Source organism: Bacillus sp. OV166, assembly GCF_900177675.1.
Taxonomy (GTDB): domain Bacteria; phylum Bacillota; class Bacilli; order Bacillales; family Cytobacillaceae; genus Neobacillus.
In genome coordinates this window covers 1330357-1347169 of record NZ_FXWM01000001.1, presented here as the reverse complement: position 1 = coordinate 1347169, position 16813 = coordinate 1330357, and the positions used below count along the sequence as shown (strand labels likewise).

The window sequence follows — 16813 nt, the reverse complement described above, 5'->3', positions numbered from 1 at the left end:
GGTTTTTTTATTTTTATATGGGATTTAACTCATTAGTGATATCCATTCGAGCCGTTCGCAGACCCCGAAGTTTTATTTCCTTTACTACCTTTACCTTTTTGCTTTGTACCGCCATCTTTTTTGGTCTTCTTTGTCATAATAAGAACCTCCCTGAAGTTAGTTAGCCTTCTATCTTAGTTTGTACAGTTGGGCTATTTTCATGAAGGAAACTATTAGCAATTCTTACGATTCTTTTCACTATAAAAAGCATTAATTTCTCCACCTAATATAATAATAAATGCCGATATGTATAACCAAATCATTAAGACAATAATTGCCCCTATACTGCCATAGGTGAGCGAATAATTACTGATATTTCCAACATAAAATGTTAATCCAATCGAGGAAATAATCCAGCCCACGGTAGCAAAAGCTGCCCCTGGAAAGGCACTACGGCATTTTATTTTTACGTTCGGTGCAATCCAATACAATCCTGTAAAAATGAGAAACAAAATAATCGCACTAACCAGCCAGCTTAATGTATCCCATACCTTAATAAATTCTGTCGTGTAGCCCATTTGAGAAAATAAAAAAACACCTATTTCTCTGCCGAATACAGGAAGAACAATCGCCAGAATTAAAACAAAAATCATTCCAAAAGTTAAAAGAATAGCCATCCCTCTTGAAACAATAAACGAGCGACTTTCCTTTACATTATATGCCTTATTAAAAGCCTTCACAATCGCATTAATACCGTTCGATGACGACCAAATCGTACCGATAATCCCGAACGATAACAACCCGCCATTCCGATGATTCATTATGTCATGGACGTTTTTTTCAATTAGGTCCATGGCATCGACAGGCGCAAAATCCCTTATGACCCCAAGCATATCCTGATGGGGAATTGGAATATATGGAAGGAGTGTAAATAAAACAATCAGGAGCGGAAACAAGGACAGTAGAAAATAATATGCTAGCTGTGCACTTAATCCAGGTAAATCATCTTCATCGACCCGGTGCCAAAGTAATTTTAATAAAGATGAGCGAACATTCCCCACCTTTTCCATTTCCATCCTCCTTTTTATTGGATTTTTTCTTCTTCACCTAATACTTCATTTAAAAGGATTTCTTCGTCACTTTTTGTGAAGGTATCCTTCGTTTCTTTTAAAATGTCCGTTACTTGAGGAGTTATCTCCCGTAACTCTTCCACTTTATCTGTTAGATAAGATATATCCTCACTGACCTGCTTAACGGTTGTCTTTAATTTTTCTGCAGTTTCCTTCACCTTATCAGTAATCTCTCCTGGATTTTTCATGATATAGGTAACCTTAGTAGTAGTTTTTTGTACGTTTTCTTTCATCACTTCACGTGTTTGTTTATCTAAAAGGCTGATTGCTCCGCCAGCAAGTGCTCCAAGTAACACCCCGCGCCAAAATTGATTTTTCTTTGCCATGTTAACGTCTCCCTTAATCATAATTATTATTATCATTAATAATACCCGATGATAATAATACCAAAACCCTCTTTCATTTATTTTGCTTCATAGAGGATGGCCACGCAAGTCCAACTGATATTTTTATCCATTTTTTTTGGTTTACTAAATTGGGAGTCTTTCCTAGGAATTTTGTATTGACATATAATTTTCAACATGAAAAGATGGACATATTAACTCACGGAAAGGGTGACCCAAATGAATTTATCAGAAAAATCGATTGAGAATGTCGAATATATGATTGAACAAATTAAGGAAAAGCTAAAGGTCCTAAACCTTGGAGCCATAAAACCTTCGCATTTTGATGAAGAAATGTACGAGGAATTAAAAGAGATTTATGATATGGTACTTAGAAAAAATTCATTTAGTCCTAATGAAATGCAGGCCTTAGTAGAAGAGCTTGGAAGCCTCCGAAAAAAATAAGCTAAAAACCCGTTATTGCACATAACGGGTTTTTAGCTTATTCCTGTTCAGTTAAGATGACAGGTCCATCCTTTGTAATCGCAAGTGTATGTTCGTATTGTGCTGAATATTTCCCATCAATGGTCCTTGCTGTCCAGCCATTGTTGTCCATCTTCGTTTGGTATCTTCCTACATTAACCATGGGTTCAATTGTAAAGACCATACCTTCTTTAATTCTTGCGCCTTTTCCTGGCAGCCCGTAGTGTGGAACATCCGGCTTCTCATGTATCACTGCTCCAATCCCATGGCCAATAAAGTCTCGAACAACAGAAAAACCTTCGCTTTCAACATAGGTTTGAATTGCGTGTCCGATATCCCCAATTCGATTGCCGACAATCGCCTGTTCTATCCCTTTATAGAGTGCTTCCTTTGTAACATTTAATAGACGTTCGGTTTCCTCAGATACCTTTCCTACTGCATAAGACCAGGCGGAATCAGCCAAAGCACCATTGTAATTGACAACCATATCCACTGTCACAATGTCCCCATCTTTTAAAGGTTCCTTCCTTGGGAAACCATGGCATATTTCGTCATTTATGCTTGCACAGGTTGCATATTCATAACCCTTATAACCCTTTTGTTCTGGTCTCGCTCCATTTTTCTTAAGAAATTCTTCAACAAATACATCGATTTCCCAAGTGGTTATACCTGGTTTGATTAATTTTCCGATTTCTTTATGACAAGCTGCAAGTATTTCTCCTGCCTTTTTCATTGCTTCAATTTCACGTTGTGATTTAAGGACAATCATTTTAGGAGGGTCCCCTTCCTTTTTGTTTATTTTTATGTATAATATTCATAATTGTTATCCGTCTATACGCAAAAACTTTTAGTGAATTATACAATTAACCACTATTGGCAACACTATTAATATTAACCCTATCCTGTTAATTTTTCAAAAATACTTTATATGGTGAAACTTTTTCTCAAAGTTCATATTTTTGTTCATATTCCTTTGTTCTTAATATGGTACTTTTCTATTCCTTTTGATAGAATTAATGTAAAGTGAATAATAATTAGGTGTGTGAGAATTATGATCGGTGATCGCGTAAAAAAATTTCGCTTAGAAAAGAAAATGTCACTTTCCGAACTTGCTGCTCAAGCAGGAGTGGCAAAATCTTATTTAAGTAACCTTGAAAATAACAAACAAGAGAATCCTTCTATAAAGTTTCTTGAAAAAATTGCAGTTGTCTTAAATATTCCTGTTGATCATTTAATACATGAAGAAGTCAATAAAGCGGAATTAGACATTGATTGGATGAATCTTGTCAAAGATGCAATGAATTCTGGTGTTTCCAAAGAACAATTTCGTGATTTTCTTGAATTTAACAAGTGGCGTATTAATCAAAACGACGATAAATAATAACCTGCTTTTTAAAAGGTCTTTTTCAATTTGAAAAAAGAAAAGCATTCTACAAATACTCCCATTTGTAGAATGCTTTTTTATTTATGTATACTGTCGTTCCGTTTTTAACTCATTACTTCTTGTTGGCTAAGGAAGTCACGAACTGCTTTTATGGATAATCCCAAGTCTTTTGCTTCTAATATGAGGTCCATCCATTCTTGATCGATTACTTCTACTTCACTTTTTGTAATAATCATTTTTCTCACTCCTAAAATACATTGTGTATTCCAGGTAGCCCGGCCATCGTAACAAGTTAAACCTGCCTTAGATCCTCGGCTTTGCGTCCCTGCTTTTCAACAGGTTTGCCTTTTTCTGAACTAATACAACTTAAGTATGACTGTATTAGCCAATCGTTCTTTTGTGATAGGTCGATTTACTTAATCCTTATTGATATTATATCTAGTGCTATTTTAGTAGGGTGTTGTAATTTGTCGTATTATTTAAATTTTCACACATTTTTTTCTAACAAATTATGCCATATATCTACAAAAATATCCCAATTACTGCCTAACTCCTTTGATGTTCTATGTCTAAGGTCTTGAGCTTTAGACGAAATTCCTTGCCATTTCTTTATTTCCTCGTGGAAACTAAATTAATTTTACAATTGATATGACTTTAATATTTGTCTAAACTGTGACAATCAGCATATAATTAAACAACAAAATAATAAACTTAATATTGTTAATATTCAAATAATGGTGGTGAAGCATTGCGATGACCCTTATTCATGTATTAAACTTTTCCATTCCGATTGCGTTTATTGTGTTTGCTGGGTATGTATTAGACCGCATGTGTAAACCAGATCCCCCGAAAGATAAAGCTGGTGAAGAGTGAATCTATTTATTAGATTCCACTTTCAGACAGCTTTTTCTTTTTAAAAGGAATTATTTTCACTCCAATCAGGGAATGCTACTTTTGATGACGAAAGGAGTGTTGAATTTGGCACGTGGAGAACATTTTGAACATAAAAAGAAAAACCACCCAGGTAATTTTCCAAAAGACAGTTTAACGGAAAAGCATGCGAAACAAGCAATTGGGGACGAAGAATTTTTAGTGGTAAGGGAAGCCTTTAAAAATCGAGTGGAAGATGAGGATGAATATCGAGGAGATACTGCTCGTTTACTAAATGACCAGACAGAATAAAAGGCGTGAGCACTCACGCCTTTTTATATTTTATATCCTAGAATTTTCCTTTTTCCATACTTAAATTTCTAATAAAATGTGAAAATTCAATTGTTTTAAGCCAATTAGCTGCTTTTTCGATGTCCTTGGAAAACACCCTGTCTTGTTTAATCGAAGCTACCTGTTCGCGGCCTTTATCATAAAAAACCCTGGTATGAGATGCCATTTTTTCGATCCCGCGAATTTCAACCGCCTGCATGGCACAAATTAGTTCAATTGCGATAACTCTGCGTGCGTTCTGGATAATTTGATAAGCATGCCTAGAAGCAATTGTTCCCATACTTACATGATCCTCTTGATTTGCGGATGAGGGAATCGAGTCGACACTGGCAGGATGTGCGAGTGTTTTATTTTCTGAAACAAGCGCTGCTGCCGCATATTGCATAATCATTGCACCCGATTGCAAACCAGGTTCAGGACTTAGAAAAGCCGGTAAATCATTTAGCTGTGGATTGACTAATCTTTCAATTCGTCTTTCCGAGATATTTGCTAGTTCCGCTACGGCAATCTTCATAAAATCCATCGCAAAAGCTATGGGCTGTCCGTGGAAGTTCCCCCCAGATATCACCTTTTCTCCATCATCAAAAATTAATGGATTATCAGTTGCAGCATTCATTTCGATCTCTAATTTTTCTTTCACATAATCCAAGGCCTGCCAAGATGCCCCGTGAACTTGTGGAATGCAGCGGAGAGAATAAGCATCTTGAACTCGTAACTCGCCCTGCTGTGTTGTCAATAAACTATCGCTTAAATAACGACGAATTCTCGCTGCTGTGTCTATCTGCTGATTGTATCCCCTTGCGACATGAACTTCTTCTGCAAATGCATCGATAATTCCGTTTAACCCTTCCATTGTCATTGCAGCAATCAGCTCACTTTCATGTGCTAACTGTTCTGCCTCTAAGTAACCAATAACACCCATTGCTGTCATAGCTTGAGTACCATTAATTAGAGCTAGACCTTCTTTTGCTTCCAATGTTACTGGTAGAATTCCTTCTAACTGGAGCGCATCAAAAGCATCGATTTGCTTACCTTTGTAAAATACCTCTCCTTCCCCAATTAGAACTAAGGCAAGGTGAGAAAGCGGGGCTAAATCACCGCTCGCACCAAGGGAACCTTGCTGTGGGATGACAGGAATGATATCTTTATTCACTAACTCTAATAACTTTTCAATGACAATAGGTCTGACTCCAGAAAAGCCCTTTAGTAGTGCGTTAGCCCGAAGAAGGACCATGGCTTTAGAAACAATTTCCGGAAAAGGTTCACCTACCCCGCACGCATGGGAACGAATTAAATTAAGCTGCAGGTCTTGAACATGATTCTTATCGATAAGTACATCGCTGAATTTTCCAAATCCAGTCGTAATTCCATAAACTACCTTTGATTCTGAAACAATTCTTTCTACTGCTTCACGGCTCTTCTTGACAGCTTCCATACTCTTGTCTGAAGCATTAACCTTTTGCTTGCCATATAATACATCTTTCATCTGCTCTAACGTTAAGCTTCCACCTGTAAGTGTGATCATATTGTCTCTCTCCTCTACCACTGTAGTATAATAAAGAAAGAGGCTGGATTCCGAATCTATTTGATTTGGAGTCCAGCCTCTTCTATGATTAATTGATTGAATATTATTAGATGTCTCATGGGATCATTCCATTCTTTAACTATCTTATTGATAATTATTGTATGTGATGAAAAGCTTATCTGTCAATTAAATTTTCTGAATTTTAGCACGATAACACTTTAGTACGATAATAATGAAAAGCGGAATCGCCGGTTTAGCGGCGTATGAGCTACAACGATTTAAAATAAAGGAAAGTTCCGTTATACTATAAAAAGGTCAAATTGGATTTACCCGAAAGGAGTAATTATGAAATCTCTCGTACTTGCAGAAAAGCCAAGTGTGGCTCGTGAACTTGCTCGTGTCCTTGGCTGCAATCAAAAACATAAAAGCTATATGGAAGGCAATCAATATATTGTCACATGGGCCCTTGGACACTTAATCGAATTAAAAATGCCCGAGCATTATGACACGAAATATAAAACATGGAATTTGGAAGATTTACCGATCATTCCACAAAAAATGGGCTTGATGGTCATGAAGCAAACAAACCATCAATTCCGTGCCATTGAAGCGTTATCCAAACGAAAAGATATTAACGAATGTATCATTGCAACGGATGCAGGTCGGGAAGGCGAACTGGTTGCCCGCTGGATTCTTGAAAAGCTCCACTGGAAAAAACCTTTAAAAAGATTATGGATTTCTTCACAAACAGATAAGGCTATAAAGGATGGGTTCAAACAATTAAAACCAGGCAAACAGTTTGAGGACCTCTACCATTCAGCAGTTTGCCGAGCAGAGGCTGATTGGTTAATTGGTCTAAATGTGACAAGAGCATTGACCACCAAATACAAGGATCCTCTATCTGCGGGTCGGGTTCAAACCCCTACGCTTGCACTTGTTCTTGAGCGTGAGCAGCAGATTCAATCCTTTGTACCAAAGGAATATTGGACAATTCGGGCAGAAATCGGCCCGCTTTCAACTGATTGGGAACGAGACAATGAAAAGCGCATTTTCGATAATGTAAAAGCGGAAGCGATCCAATCGAAAATCAATGGAAAAAAAGCTGTGCTTGAAAAAATTGAGCGAAAGAAAAAATCAGAGCCGCAGCCTCTACCCTATGATTTAACAGAGCTACAGCGTGATGCCAATAAGCGATTTGGTTTTTCTGCAAAAAAGACTTCGACCGTCTTACAGCGTCTTTACGAGCAATACAAATTAGTTACTTATCCAAGAACCGATTCACGCTATTTAACAACAGATATGATGAACACAATGACAGACCGCCTGCAAGGAATGGCTTCTGGATATAGAGATGAAGTCCGCCCTCTTCTTGCAAATAAGGGTACTGTGCTTGCCAAACGCGTTTTTAACAATGACAAGGTATCGGATCACCATGCCATTATTCCTACGGAACAACGGCTGAATCTTAGTGAACTCGATTCAGATGAAAGAAAACTATACGATATCATTGCCAGACGTTTCTTAGCCTTGTTTTTACCTGCTTATGAATATGAAACCATTCAGGCTACCTTCAAGGTAGAAGGTGAGACATTTACAGCAAAAGAAACAAATGTAATCGATTTGGGCTTTAAGAAAGTCTTAGGAAAAGAAGATACTGAACATGCTGTAACTGGCCTGCAAAAATTAGCCCAAGGTCAGTCCTTTACGGTTAAAAATAGCTCCATCAACCAAAAATGGACCGAACCACCGCAGCGTTATTCTGAAGCGGATGTTCTAGCTCAAATGGAGAAATTCGGTTTAGGAACCCCAGCAACCAGAGCAGAAATTATTGAAAGACTTGTGGAAACAGAAGTTGTTGAACGGCAAAATGGGCGCTTCCATCCAACGAAAAAAGGCAAACAACTAATCGACCTTGTCAATGATGAATTAAAATCACCAGAATTGACGGCCAAATGGGAGCAGGAACTGGAACGAATCTCAAAAGGAAAGGCTGACCCAAAAGCCTTTTTACAAAAAATTCGACGTCAAACAGAGCAGCTGGTTTCCGAAATAAAAACGAGCGACAAAACGTACAGGGCTCACAATTTAACCGGCTCGAGATGTCCAGAATGTAACGAATTCTTAAAGGAAAGAAATACAAAGGATGGGAAAATTCTTGTTTGCTCAAGTCCTGAGTGTTCTTACCGGAAAAGAAAGGATCCGAAGCTTTCAAATCGACGCTGTCCACAGTGCCATAAAAAAATGGAGATTCATGACGGGAAAGCAGGCGCCTACTTCCAATGCCGCCGATGCAATGTAGTTGAAAAAGCAGAAGACAAGAAAAAAGCAGTCAATAAGAAAGAAGCACAAAAACTTGTCCAGAAATATACGCAAAAAGAGGATTTTGGAACAAGCTTAGGTGATTTACTGAAACAAGCCTTAAAAAATCAAGACTAACCATAATGGTAAGCACAATCCATGTGCTTACCATTTCTGCTGTATGTTCTTCCAGTTAGAAAGTATGATGGTACGGTCAAAAATTTAGAAACGAGGACAATGTATGAGGATTAGGGATTGGGATCCTAATTTAAAAGTTCGCCTGTTTAGCGAAGGGATGATGAACATTACCTTTTGGATGTTTTTTCCTTTCTTAACGATTTATTTTGCAGAAGAGTTCGGTAAAAGTAAAGCAGGATTATTACTAGTTTTTTCACAAATTTTTTCTGTATTGGCTAACCTTATGGGCGGATACTGTGCCGACCGGTTCGGGCGGAAACGAATGATGGTTTTGTCTGCTATCGGTCAGGGACTTTCGTTTATAGCCTTTGCCTTCGCAAGTTCCCCCTGGTTTCAATCCCCATGGATGGGGTTTGCAGCCTTTGCAGTCGCCGGTGTGTTCGGTTCTTTTTACTGGCCAGCCAGTCAAGCGATGGTCGCAGATGTTGTCGATGAAAAAGATCGAAGTAATGTGTTTGCTATTTTTTATTCATCTATTAATATTGCAGTTGTGATTGGCCCTATTCTAGGTGCTATTTTTTATGTTCATTACCGATTCCAACTCTTACTTGTAGCTGGGATAGTATGTATTTCCTTGGGACTTATATTAGCCAAATGGATTCGAGAAACGGTTCCGGTTAAAAATAACGCATTTTCGCCTGACGGGAAATGGTATTACTTTTTAAAAAATCAACTGAAGGATTATTCACTGATTGTTAAAGATAAAACCTTTCTGCTCTTTATTCTTGCTGGGGTATTAGCTGGGCAAACATTTATGCAATTGGACTTATTAATTCCAGTTTATATAAAGGATGTCTTCGAATCTCAAAGTCTTTTTTCATTAGGGAATTGGACGTTTTCGGTTAATGGTGAGCAGGCATTTGGATTGGTGCTCGCGGAAAATGGTTTCCTCGTTGCCTTGTTGACCGTTATCGTCACAAAGTGGATGAGTAAATATTATGAACGGAATGTATTTGTTCTCTCGTCTGTTGTTTACGCCATTTCCATTATTCTTTTTAGTCAAACCACGTGGATTTGGGGGTTAATGGTTGCCATGGCGGTTTTCACATTCGCTGAATTAATGGGGGCTGGGCTCCAGCAAAGCTTTGTGTCGAGACTTGCTCCTGAGCATATGCGAGGTCAATATTTCGCGGCTGCTAGCTTACGATTTACAATCAGCCGTACCATTGCACCGCTTGCCATTCCACTGACGGTTTTGCTTGGTTATGGTTGGACATTTTCCGTCATAGCGATTCTTGCTCTTTCAAGTGCTGGGATGTATTGGGTAATGTTTTATTCGTTTGAAAAGCAAAAAATAGGAACACAGATGTAAAAAAGGGTCAATAATTCATAAAAAATTGTACTAAAATGTTCACATTTGCCTAATTTGTATTATAATTAACTTACAAAAGTTAATATTATAAGGGCGGTGGAAACAATGGAATTATCCCAGTTCATGGCTCCAACTTCATTGTCAGGAATTATTACATTTTTAGTCCTATTTTCCGCAGGTGTTTATTTAAATATAAAAGTATACGGCAGTAAGTTACAGTAAAGATGAAAATCTTTACTATTTTTTTGTTTTTATCAGGTATCCTTTTGCGTAATGGCTTTCAGTTTCTTTTTCCAATTGGAAACGCTACAATAAAGGAAGATTCAGAAGAAAGGGAGACGTACATATGAGTGAATTTCAAAAAAACCTTGAAAAATATGCTGAACTAGCCGTTAAAGTGGGCGTAAATGTTCAGAAAGGTCAAACCTTAGTCGTAAACGCCACCTTAGATGCGGCCGAATTTGTTCGTCTGATTGTTAAAAAGGCATACGAAACTGGTGCACAAAATGTCATCGTTAACTGGAACGACGATACCGTTACGAGAACAAAATATGACTTAGCTCCCGAGGAGGCATTCCTTGAGTACCCTGTTTGGCGTGCCAAAGAAATGGAAGATCTAGCAGATCAAGGCGCTGCCTTTATGTCGGTTATTTCCACTAGCCCTGATTTGCTAAAAGGCGTGCATCCAGAACGGATTGCCAACTTCAATAAAGCTGCTGGAAAAGCACTGGCGAAGTACCGGAAGGCAGCACAATCAGATAAGGTAAGTTGGACTGTTATTGCAGCTGCCGCGCCGGCATGGGCAGCTAAAGTTTTCCCGGATGAGCCTGCTGAAAACCAAGTAAGCAAACTTTGGGATGCGATTTTCAAAGCCGTGCGTGCAGACGTTAAAAATCCAGTAGAAGCTTGGAAAAAACATGATGAAACCCTTCATGAAAAAGTTCATTATTTAAATGAAAAAAGATACCAAAAGCTCCATTACACAGCTCCTGGTACAGATTTAACAATTGAACTTCCTGAAAAACACATCTGGGTGGGCGCAGGCAGTGTAAATGAGAAAGGCTTCGAGTTTATGGCCAACATGCCGACAGAAGAAGTGTTCACTGTTCCTTATAAAACAGGTGTTAATGGAACAGTTGCTAGCACAAAGCCTTTAAGCTATGGTGGAAATATTATTGACCGCTTTTCGATTACGTTCGAAAATGGAAAAATTGTTGGGGTAAAAGCCGAAGAAGGCGAAGAAATCCTTAAGCGTCTTGTCGATACAGACGAAGGCTCACATTATCTTGGGGAGGTTGCACTTGTACCATATAACTCACCCATTTCCCAATCAAATGTCCTTTTCTTCAATACATTGTTTGATGAAAATGCCTCAAACCATTTAGCGATCGGCAGTGCCTATGCTTTTTGTGTTGAAGGCGGCAAGAAAATGTCTTCCGAAGAATTGAAAGAGAACGGTCTGAACGAAAGTATCACCCACGTTGATTTCATGATTGGTTCCACGGAGATGGACATCGATGGAATCACTGCTGATGGAAAAACAGAACCCGTATTTCGAGGCGGAAACTGGGCTTTTTAATTTAAGAACAAAAAGAGCAGGACTCCCTGCTCTTTTTTCTAACTAAAAAAAAAGAGTTTGGAGGATATTTTTTATGTGGAATGAATTTAAACAGTTTGCCATGAAGGGCAATGTTATTGATTTAGCAGTAGGTGTTATTATCGGCGGAGCATTTGGGAAAATAGTTTCTTCCCTCGTCGCTGATGTCATCATGCCATTGTTTGGATTATTTATTGGGGTAGGCACCTTTTCGAAACTGACATATGGAAGCATAAAATACGGACTGTTTATTCAAACAGTTGTTGATTTCTTAATCATTTCATTTTCCATTTTCCTATTTATAAAGTTTCTTAACCGTTTTAAAAAGAAAGAGGAACCAGCAGCGGTTGTTGCGAAAGTGGACCGAACGGAAGAGCTTTTAGCAGAAATTCGCGATTTATTAAAAGAAGATAAAGATTTTTTAAGAAAAAATGAAACATCTTGACCATATCATCGTATATGTTAGTAATAAATAATTTTTGAGGTGAAAAATTTGTATACTCAAACATCTACTGAATTTTTGCCATCTGTTTTACGAACATTTGCCCTTTCGCTTGCGATTGCTTTCTTGGGTACAATGGCAGGAGTATTTGTTCCATCTAGCCTATTTATGCCATTAGCTATTTTAGAATTTGTCATGCTCATGGTTGCCTTCTTTTTCAGACGCAAAAAGGCGATTTCTTATTCATTCTTATACATTTTTACATTTATATCTGGAATAACCCTTTATCCAATCGTAGCTTATTACTTAGCTACAGCAGGTGCAAACGTGGTGGTTATGGCATTCGCCAGTACAACGGTTGTTTTTACAGGTGTTGCTATTTATGCGACTAAATCAAAACAAAACTTTTCCTTTTTAGGAGGTTTCCTGCTTGCTGCCTTGCTTGCATTAGTGGCCATATCCATTTTTAATATCTTCTTTCCATTAGGCTCTACAGGGATGCTTGCTTACTCCTTTATCGGCGTATTAGTATTTAGTGGGTATGTCCTCTTTGATTTCAGCCGAATGAAGCATTACGGGGTAAGACCGGAAGAAGTCCCATTGATGGCATTGAACCTATACTTGGATTTTATTAACCTTTTCGTCAGCATCCTTCGTATTTTGGGGATTCTTTCAAGCAAGGATTAACTAGAAAAGCGGAAGCGTCCGTTTAGCGGCATATGAACTGGAACGCTCCAACTGAGATAAAGGAAACACGGTGAGCGGAGCGAGCCGATGTTGACCTATCGTAGGGCGGAGAGCGAAGTCCACTAGCCGTTGGGCGCTGGAGCTAGACAGAATGAGAAAGGAGCTTGGGTATCCAAGCTCCTTTTACGTTTAGCTATTATATAATAACGTGAATCCGCGCTGAATCACCTGCTTTATTGATTTTTCCCAGTTTTTTTTCAGTAACATTTCAGTTATACGCTTAACGTTGGGATGGCTGCCATTGTGCTTCTTATAGAGTTCTAGTATTTCAAGCCTCACTAACCACTCATTGGGGTACTGCTGATCTAAGGTTGATATTACTTTTTCCAAGCTGGACCAACTTTGTTCATTCCACACCGGACTCTCACGTAAACTGCGGATTTCCTCATATAGCTTTTCTAGTTGATTCCAATTCTGCTGCACTACTGTTTCCTCTACAACATTTGTTTTCTCTATTGCTGGCCAGTCAAAGTAACCGTCCGGGTCAGCCGCGCCTGCAAAAACAGAGGTTATTTCTGCTCCCACCGCCATATCATAGGTCCCCCAAGATGGTTCAAAAAGGACTTGATCCTTGAATTTTACTTGGCAATCCTTAAATGAGATTAAAATAGGCTTACTTGCTGACAACGAAATCGTTTTCACGATCCCCTTTACATTGACACCACTTTCAAATTTTAATACTGCTTCGCTTCCTTCAATAATGCCTAAATCCTTTAATTGATCAAGCGAGCTATTCTCAATTACCATCTTTCCTTCAAGTCTTCCTATGGGTGTCCCAAAGCCTTTATGATGTGTCTCTCTGCCATGGTCCTCTAATTGTTTCTGATCCAGCGATAGTGCTGTAGGACCCTTCGTTCTGATATAAACAGCTTCCCCTTTATCATCCTTCAAAATCGTTGTTAGTGTGCCGGTCACTTGCAACCTTGAAGAGAAGACAAAGGTTGCGAGATTATCAGATTGCAAAGCTTTTTCTAGGCTTTCCGTTCCACCTTTTTGAAATGCCATGGTAGAAGCAAATTGATCTATAGCCGCTGCCAGTTCATCAAAGTTCTTACAAACAAATAGTTGCGGCTGCGGCTTTGTGACATCATATGGTGTCTTAATACATTCTTCTACTGAGAATGGGATCTTTTTGACATCATCAGCAAGACAACTTTGACTCTCACCTACTGATGATAGTAGGCCTGCTCCATAAATTTTCGGATTGTTTAGGTCACCAACTAATCCATATTCTACCGTCCACCAAAAAAGCCTTGAAACTTGATCGGCCTCTGATAGACCTTTGACCTTCTTTCTAGCTTCTGCTACCAATTTTTCTGCCTCTTTAACCTGCTCTGGTGTAGAATTTGGATCTTCGGCAACAATCGTTAAATGACGAACTGCTTTAAATACCACTAGCTTCTCTTTACTTGAGAGTGCTTTTGCTCCCATTTCGCCGATTTTCTTAACAAATTCTCGATATGATTTATCTAATAAAATGGGCGCGTGTCCAGCTGCCTCATGGATCATATCCGGTGCAGGGGTATAGGCAATGTTTTGTATTTTTCTTATTTCCGTTGCAATTGGTAAAATACAATTTGCCAGAAAGCCATAAAACGCTGTGCCAGGAATTAACCCAGCAATCGTGACGGCCCCCCAGCCCACTTTTGCTAGACTGGTATTCATGTCATCTACTTTTGGAATCGATTCAGTTTTAATTCCTGAATCGTTTAGGCCATTCACATATGCGGGATGAGCGATATCTTTTAAAAAGTAATGATTTTGTTTCATGACAAAACGCCATACCGCATGATCGATAGGCGTATATCGGTTGTAATATTGCTTTGAAATATACGGAAGTAACTGTACCGGAGACCTTTTTGTTTCATTTCCTGTCATCTTCAACATTCTCCTTTGCAAAGAATATTCTTTGATGAAGCAATTATGCGAGTGATTGCATTTTTGGGCGAAGTCTCTCCTTCGCTCTTTTCATTCTGGTTTTTACTGTCGACATTGGCAGATTACTTTTCTTCGCGATTTCAATGAGTGAGAAATTTTGATAGTAATAAAGATATATAGGATAACGATAAATTTCCGGTAATAGGTTTACCTTTTCAGCCATCTGTTCAGCAGAAAATTTATGTAAGACTTCCTCTTCTGGAATGACGCTTGGTTCGAATGAGGCTGAATAGGAATAAACTCCTTCCTTCCAAAATTGCTTAGATTTATTTTCCTTCCGCCAATAATCACGGCATTTATTGATTGCAATCGTAAAAAACCATCCTTTGTATTTAGATTGCTCTTTAATTGAAGGATATGCTAAATAAGCTGAGAGTAATACCTCTTGATAGATGTCCTCTGCAAGTTCTTTATGCTTCACTAAAGACAAAATATATTTATAAATGGATCTTCCATGTTCCATTACCACTTCTTCAAATGATGGGACAATTCCAGCAAGCATGTTCTCCATCCTTTCCATCTTTAAAATGATCTACATTCTATTAGACGGAATTGACAGCATTCCCCCCTACAGTTATACAGAAAATTTCTCAGGAGTTTATCGCTCAGTAGTATTTTGAATGAAGCCTTTCATAAAAATACTGACGCCAATTTTCTTGCAGATCGTTAGATAATGCATGAGGGCTAACAAAACAGCGCCTGTATTCATCCCAATAATAACGCCATTCATTCTCCATTCAGGCATCGCTGCAAGCAATAGAATGATTGAAAAAGAGATGACCGTCGACCAAATGATATGAATGAAGGTCTCTTTAAGTAGATTAAGTCCAAACAAAAAGGCCTGCATCGGCATGATAAAAAAGTGAAATAAGAAAAATGGCCAAAGCAATTGTAAAAATAGGGCAGGTGTTTCTGATTTAAAAAATAGCGAGGTTAACTCTGGTGCAAAGAAGTAGAAAATAGCTACGGATGCGACCCCATATACAAAGGTTAGCTTCATCACCTGTTGAAGCATTTTTTGGAGCCTTTGGTAATCACCCTCTGCGTGTGTCTTGGACACAGCTGGGATTAGAACGACCATTAACGAGTGAGCAATAAAACCCGGAAAAAAGCCTATCGAAATGGCCACCCCCATCAGCATTCCAAATTGCTCTGTCGCTAATGTATCGCTCAAGCCAGAACGAACCAACGCTGCCTTAATGATAAAGGGCTGTATGGCACCAGTAAAAGCAGAAAACAAGCGAAGACCTGTTGTTGGAATCGAAACTGCCATTAGATTTTTCTGAACTACCTTGCGTTTCATATTAGAAAATGGTTGTCGCTTCAATTGCTGAAATTGGATAATAAACATGTATATTAAATAAAGGAACACAACTATCTCGCTTCCTATAAACGTACCAATCGCGATTAACACTGACTCAGCTGTGTCGAAAGCAAAGAAACGGAAAAGGAGGAACAGTCCTGAAAGTTGAATCGTTTTCCTTAAAAAATTTGAGACTGCTATTTTCCCCATTTGCTGCTTGCCCATAAAATATCCCCTCGCGACGGAGGTGAAGGAAATGATTGGTATTAAGATCAAAACAAGCCATCTTACGTATGGATGATATTTGTCAAACACAGGAATAAACGGAATGATTACAGTAGCTGCTAAAAAAAGGACAGCCGAGAACACAATCGTAATCGTAATCGCATGATGAAGGATATTTCGGTGATAACGGTCTTCCCTTTCAGCAATAAATTTTGAAATCGATACAGGCAACTCAAAGCTGGATAGTAACACAATTAAGAAGATCGATGGCAAAATGGACATATACAGACCTAGTCCGTGTGGTCCTAGCTCTCGAGCAAGAATCATATTTACTAAAACTTCAATACCTTCCCCCAAAAAAGCAGCTACAGCTAAAAAGAATATCCCCTTATAATAAATAGCCAATTTTTTCTCCTCCATACTCATCTCACTTTTATAAACTTATGAGACAAGTTCTTTGATTATTAGAGAAAAATTTTTAGGAGAACGAAAAAAAGGGCTCGCAGCCCTTTAAACGTTCACCATTACTGTTTTTTTTCTGATCATCCATGTTAATAAAATAATAGCCATGACTAATATTAACTGTGTAATCGTCGTTTCCCAGGTTGGATATAATCCGATCCAATCAATAAACGGAAACTGATGTACAGTGCTAGTCGGCAGCACATTCGAAATTTGCAAAGCATGGATACTAATACCAAGAATTTT

16 protein-coding genes and 1 riboswitch are annotated in these 16813 nt (G+C 38.5%); of the genes, 8 read left to right on the top strand and 8 right to left on the bottom strand.

Going from position 1 to position 16813, the window contains the following annotated elements; genetic code table 11:
- Positions 1–212: 212 nt before the first annotated feature.
- Both CCK98_RS06335 and CCK98_RS06330 read right to left on the bottom strand, forming a co-directional pair.
- Positions 213–1049 (bottom strand): YihY/virulence factor BrkB family protein, encoded by an 837-nt coding sequence (locus CCK98_RS06335; RefSeq protein WP_179195727.1) that lies wholly within the window; start codon positions 1047–1049, stop codon positions 213–215.
- Between the two features lie 14 nt (positions 1050–1063).
- Positions 1064–1435 carry a YtxH domain-containing protein gene (locus tag CCK98_RS06330; protein ID WP_088085804.1) on the bottom strand — a complete coding sequence of 124 codons (372 nt, stop codon included), beginning with the start codon at positions 1433–1435 and terminating at the stop codon, positions 1064–1066.
- Positions 1436–1672: 237 nt separating this feature from the next.
- Between CCK98_RS06330 and CCK98_RS06325 the strand changes: the two genes are divergently transcribed.
- On the top strand, positions 1673–1897 hold the full coding sequence (locus CCK98_RS06325) for a DUF1128 domain-containing protein (RefSeq protein WP_066251264.1): 225 nt from the start codon (positions 1673–1675) through the stop codon (positions 1895–1897).
- A 37-nt stretch (positions 1898–1934) separates the two neighbouring features.
- On the opposite strand, the gene map is transcribed toward CCK98_RS06325, so the two are convergent.
- Positions 1935–2684, bottom strand: coding sequence for a type I methionyl aminopeptidase (map, locus tag CCK98_RS06320; RefSeq protein WP_088085803.1), 750 nt, complete (start codon positions 2682–2684; stop codon positions 1935–1937).
- 282 nt (positions 2685–2966) lie between these two features.
- Here map and CCK98_RS06315 point away from each other — a divergent pair, with 282 nt between their 5' ends.
- Positions 2967–3296, top strand: coding sequence for a helix-turn-helix domain-containing protein (locus tag CCK98_RS06315; protein ID WP_088085802.1), 330 nt, complete (start codon positions 2967–2969; stop codon positions 3294–3296).
- A 107-nt stretch (positions 3297–3403) separates the two neighbouring features.
- Here CCK98_RS06315 and CCK98_RS06310 read toward each other — a convergent pair whose 3' ends face one another.
- The gene (locus CCK98_RS06310; protein ID WP_088085801.1) at positions 3404–3535 is read right to left on the bottom strand and encodes an anti-repressor SinI family protein; all 132 of its coding nucleotides are present in this window, start codon (positions 3533–3535) and stop codon (positions 3404–3406) included.
- Positions 3536–3565: 30 nt separating this feature from the next.
- A riboswitch (cyclic di-GMP riboswitch) is annotated at positions 3566–3655 on the bottom strand.
- A 622-nt stretch (positions 3656–4277) separates the two neighbouring features.
- On the opposite strand from CCK98_RS06310, the gene CCK98_RS06305 reads away from it, so the two are divergent.
- Positions 4278–4481: a hypothetical protein gene (locus tag CCK98_RS06305; protein WP_088085800.1), complete on the top strand. Its 204-nt coding sequence runs from the start codon at positions 4278–4280 to the stop codon at positions 4479–4481.
- A gap of 37 nt (positions 4482–4518) precedes the next feature.
- Here the strand turns inward: CCK98_RS06305 and hutH are convergent, their stop codons facing one another.
- Positions 4519–6045, bottom strand: coding sequence for a histidine ammonia-lyase (gene hutH / locus CCK98_RS06300; RefSeq protein ID WP_088085799.1), 1527 nt, complete (start codon positions 6043–6045; stop codon positions 4519–4521).
- A gap of 345 nt (positions 6046–6390) precedes the next feature.
- Here hutH and CCK98_RS06295 point away from each other — a divergent pair, with 345 nt between their 5' ends.
- The 5 genes from CCK98_RS06295 to CCK98_RS06275 all read left to right on the top strand — a co-directional run bounded on the left by CCK98_RS06295 (position 6391) and on the right by CCK98_RS06275 (position 12579).
- Positions 6391–8481, top strand: a complete 2091-nt coding sequence (locus tag CCK98_RS06295) for a DNA topoisomerase III (RefSeq protein ID WP_088085798.1) — start codon at positions 6391–6393, stop codon at positions 8479–8481.
- Positions 8482–8584: 103 nt separating this feature from the next.
- Positions 8585–9853, top strand: a complete 1269-nt coding sequence (locus tag CCK98_RS06290; RefSeq protein WP_088085797.1) for an MFS transporter — start codon at positions 8585–8587, stop codon at positions 9851–9853.
- A gap of 346 nt (positions 9854–10199) precedes the next feature.
- Positions 10200–11432 (top strand): aminopeptidase, encoded by a 1233-nt coding sequence (locus CCK98_RS06285; RefSeq protein ID WP_088085796.1) that lies wholly within the window; start codon positions 10200–10202, stop codon positions 11430–11432.
- Between the two features lie 73 nt (positions 11433–11505).
- The gene (mscL, locus tag CCK98_RS06280) at positions 11506–11895 is read left to right on the top strand and encodes a large conductance mechanosensitive channel protein MscL (RefSeq protein WP_088085795.1); all 390 of its coding nucleotides are present in this window, start codon (positions 11506–11508) and stop codon (positions 11893–11895) included.
- A gap of 48 nt (positions 11896–11943) precedes the next feature.
- Entirely contained in the window at positions 11944–12579 is a 636-nt protein-coding gene (locus CCK98_RS06275) for a Bax inhibitor-1/YccA family protein (RefSeq protein ID WP_088085794.1), read from the top strand.
- A gap of 189 nt (positions 12580–12768) precedes the next feature.
- On the opposite strand, the gene CCK98_RS06270 is transcribed toward CCK98_RS06275, so the two are convergent.
- The 3 genes from CCK98_RS06270 to CCK98_RS06260 all read right to left on the bottom strand — a co-directional run bounded on the left by CCK98_RS06270 (position 12769) and on the right by CCK98_RS06260 (position 16510).
- Positions 12769–14517: an aromatic amino acid hydroxylase gene (locus tag CCK98_RS06270; protein WP_256942272.1), complete on the bottom strand. Its 1749-nt coding sequence runs from the start codon at positions 14515–14517 to the stop codon at positions 12769–12771.
- 43 nt (positions 14518–14560) lie between these two features.
- Positions 14561–15088, bottom strand: a complete 528-nt coding sequence (locus tag CCK98_RS06265; protein ID WP_251026959.1) for an RNA polymerase sigma factor — start codon at positions 15086–15088, stop codon at positions 14561–14563.
- 87 nt (positions 15089–15175) lie between these two features.
- Positions 15176–16510 (bottom strand): polysaccharide biosynthesis protein, encoded by a 1335-nt coding sequence (locus tag CCK98_RS06260; protein WP_088085791.1) that lies wholly within the window; start codon positions 16508–16510, stop codon positions 15176–15178.
- Between the last annotated feature and the right edge of the window lie 303 nt (positions 16511–16813).

Bases quoted from the DNA above. Each gene is read 5' to 3' on its own strand.
- map (WP_088085803.1), bottom strand. From the start codon at position 2,684: ATGATTGTCCTTAAATCACAACGTGAAATTGAAGCAATGAAAAAGGCA.
- CCK98_RS06330 (WP_088085804.1), bottom strand. From the start codon at position 1,435: ATGGCAAAGAAAAATCAATTTTGGCGCGGGGTGTTACTTGGAGCACTT.
- CCK98_RS06315 (WP_088085802.1), top strand. From the start codon at position 2,967: ATGATCGGTGATCGCGTAAAAAAATTTCGCTTAGAAAAGAAAATGTCA.
- CCK98_RS06265 (WP_251026959.1), bottom strand. From the start codon at position 15,088: ATGGAGAACATGCTTGCTGGAATTGTCCCATCATTTGAAGAAGTGGTA.
- CCK98_RS06335 (WP_179195727.1), bottom strand. From the start codon at position 1,049: ATGGAAAAGGTGGGGAATGTTCGCTCATCTTTATTAAAATTACTTTGG.
- CCK98_RS06295 (WP_088085798.1), top strand. From the start codon at position 6,391: ATGAAATCTCTCGTACTTGCAGAAAAGCCAAGTGTGGCTCGTGAACTT.
- CCK98_RS06285 (WP_088085796.1), top strand. From the start codon at position 10,200: ATGAGTGAATTTCAAAAAAACCTTGAAAAATATGCTGAACTAGCCGTT.
- CCK98_RS06325 (WP_066251264.1), top strand. From the start codon at position 1,673: ATGAATTTATCAGAAAAATCGATTGAGAATGTCGAATATATGATTGAA.
- mscL (WP_088085795.1), top strand. From the start codon at position 11,506: ATGTGGAATGAATTTAAACAGTTTGCCATGAAGGGCAATGTTATTGAT.
- CCK98_RS06270 (WP_256942272.1), bottom strand. From the start codon at position 14,517: ATGACAGGAAATGAAACAAAAAGGTCTCCGGTACAGTTACTTCCGTAT.
- CCK98_RS06290 (WP_088085797.1), top strand. From the start codon at position 8,585: ATGAGGATTAGGGATTGGGATCCTAATTTAAAAGTTCGCCTGTTTAGC.
- hutH (WP_088085799.1), bottom strand. From the start codon at position 6,045: ATGATCACACTTACAGGTGGAAGCTTAACGTTAGAGCAGATGAAAGAT.
- CCK98_RS06310 (WP_088085801.1), bottom strand. From the start codon at position 3,535: ATGATTATTACAAAAAGTGAAGTAGAAGTAATCGATCAAGAATGGATG.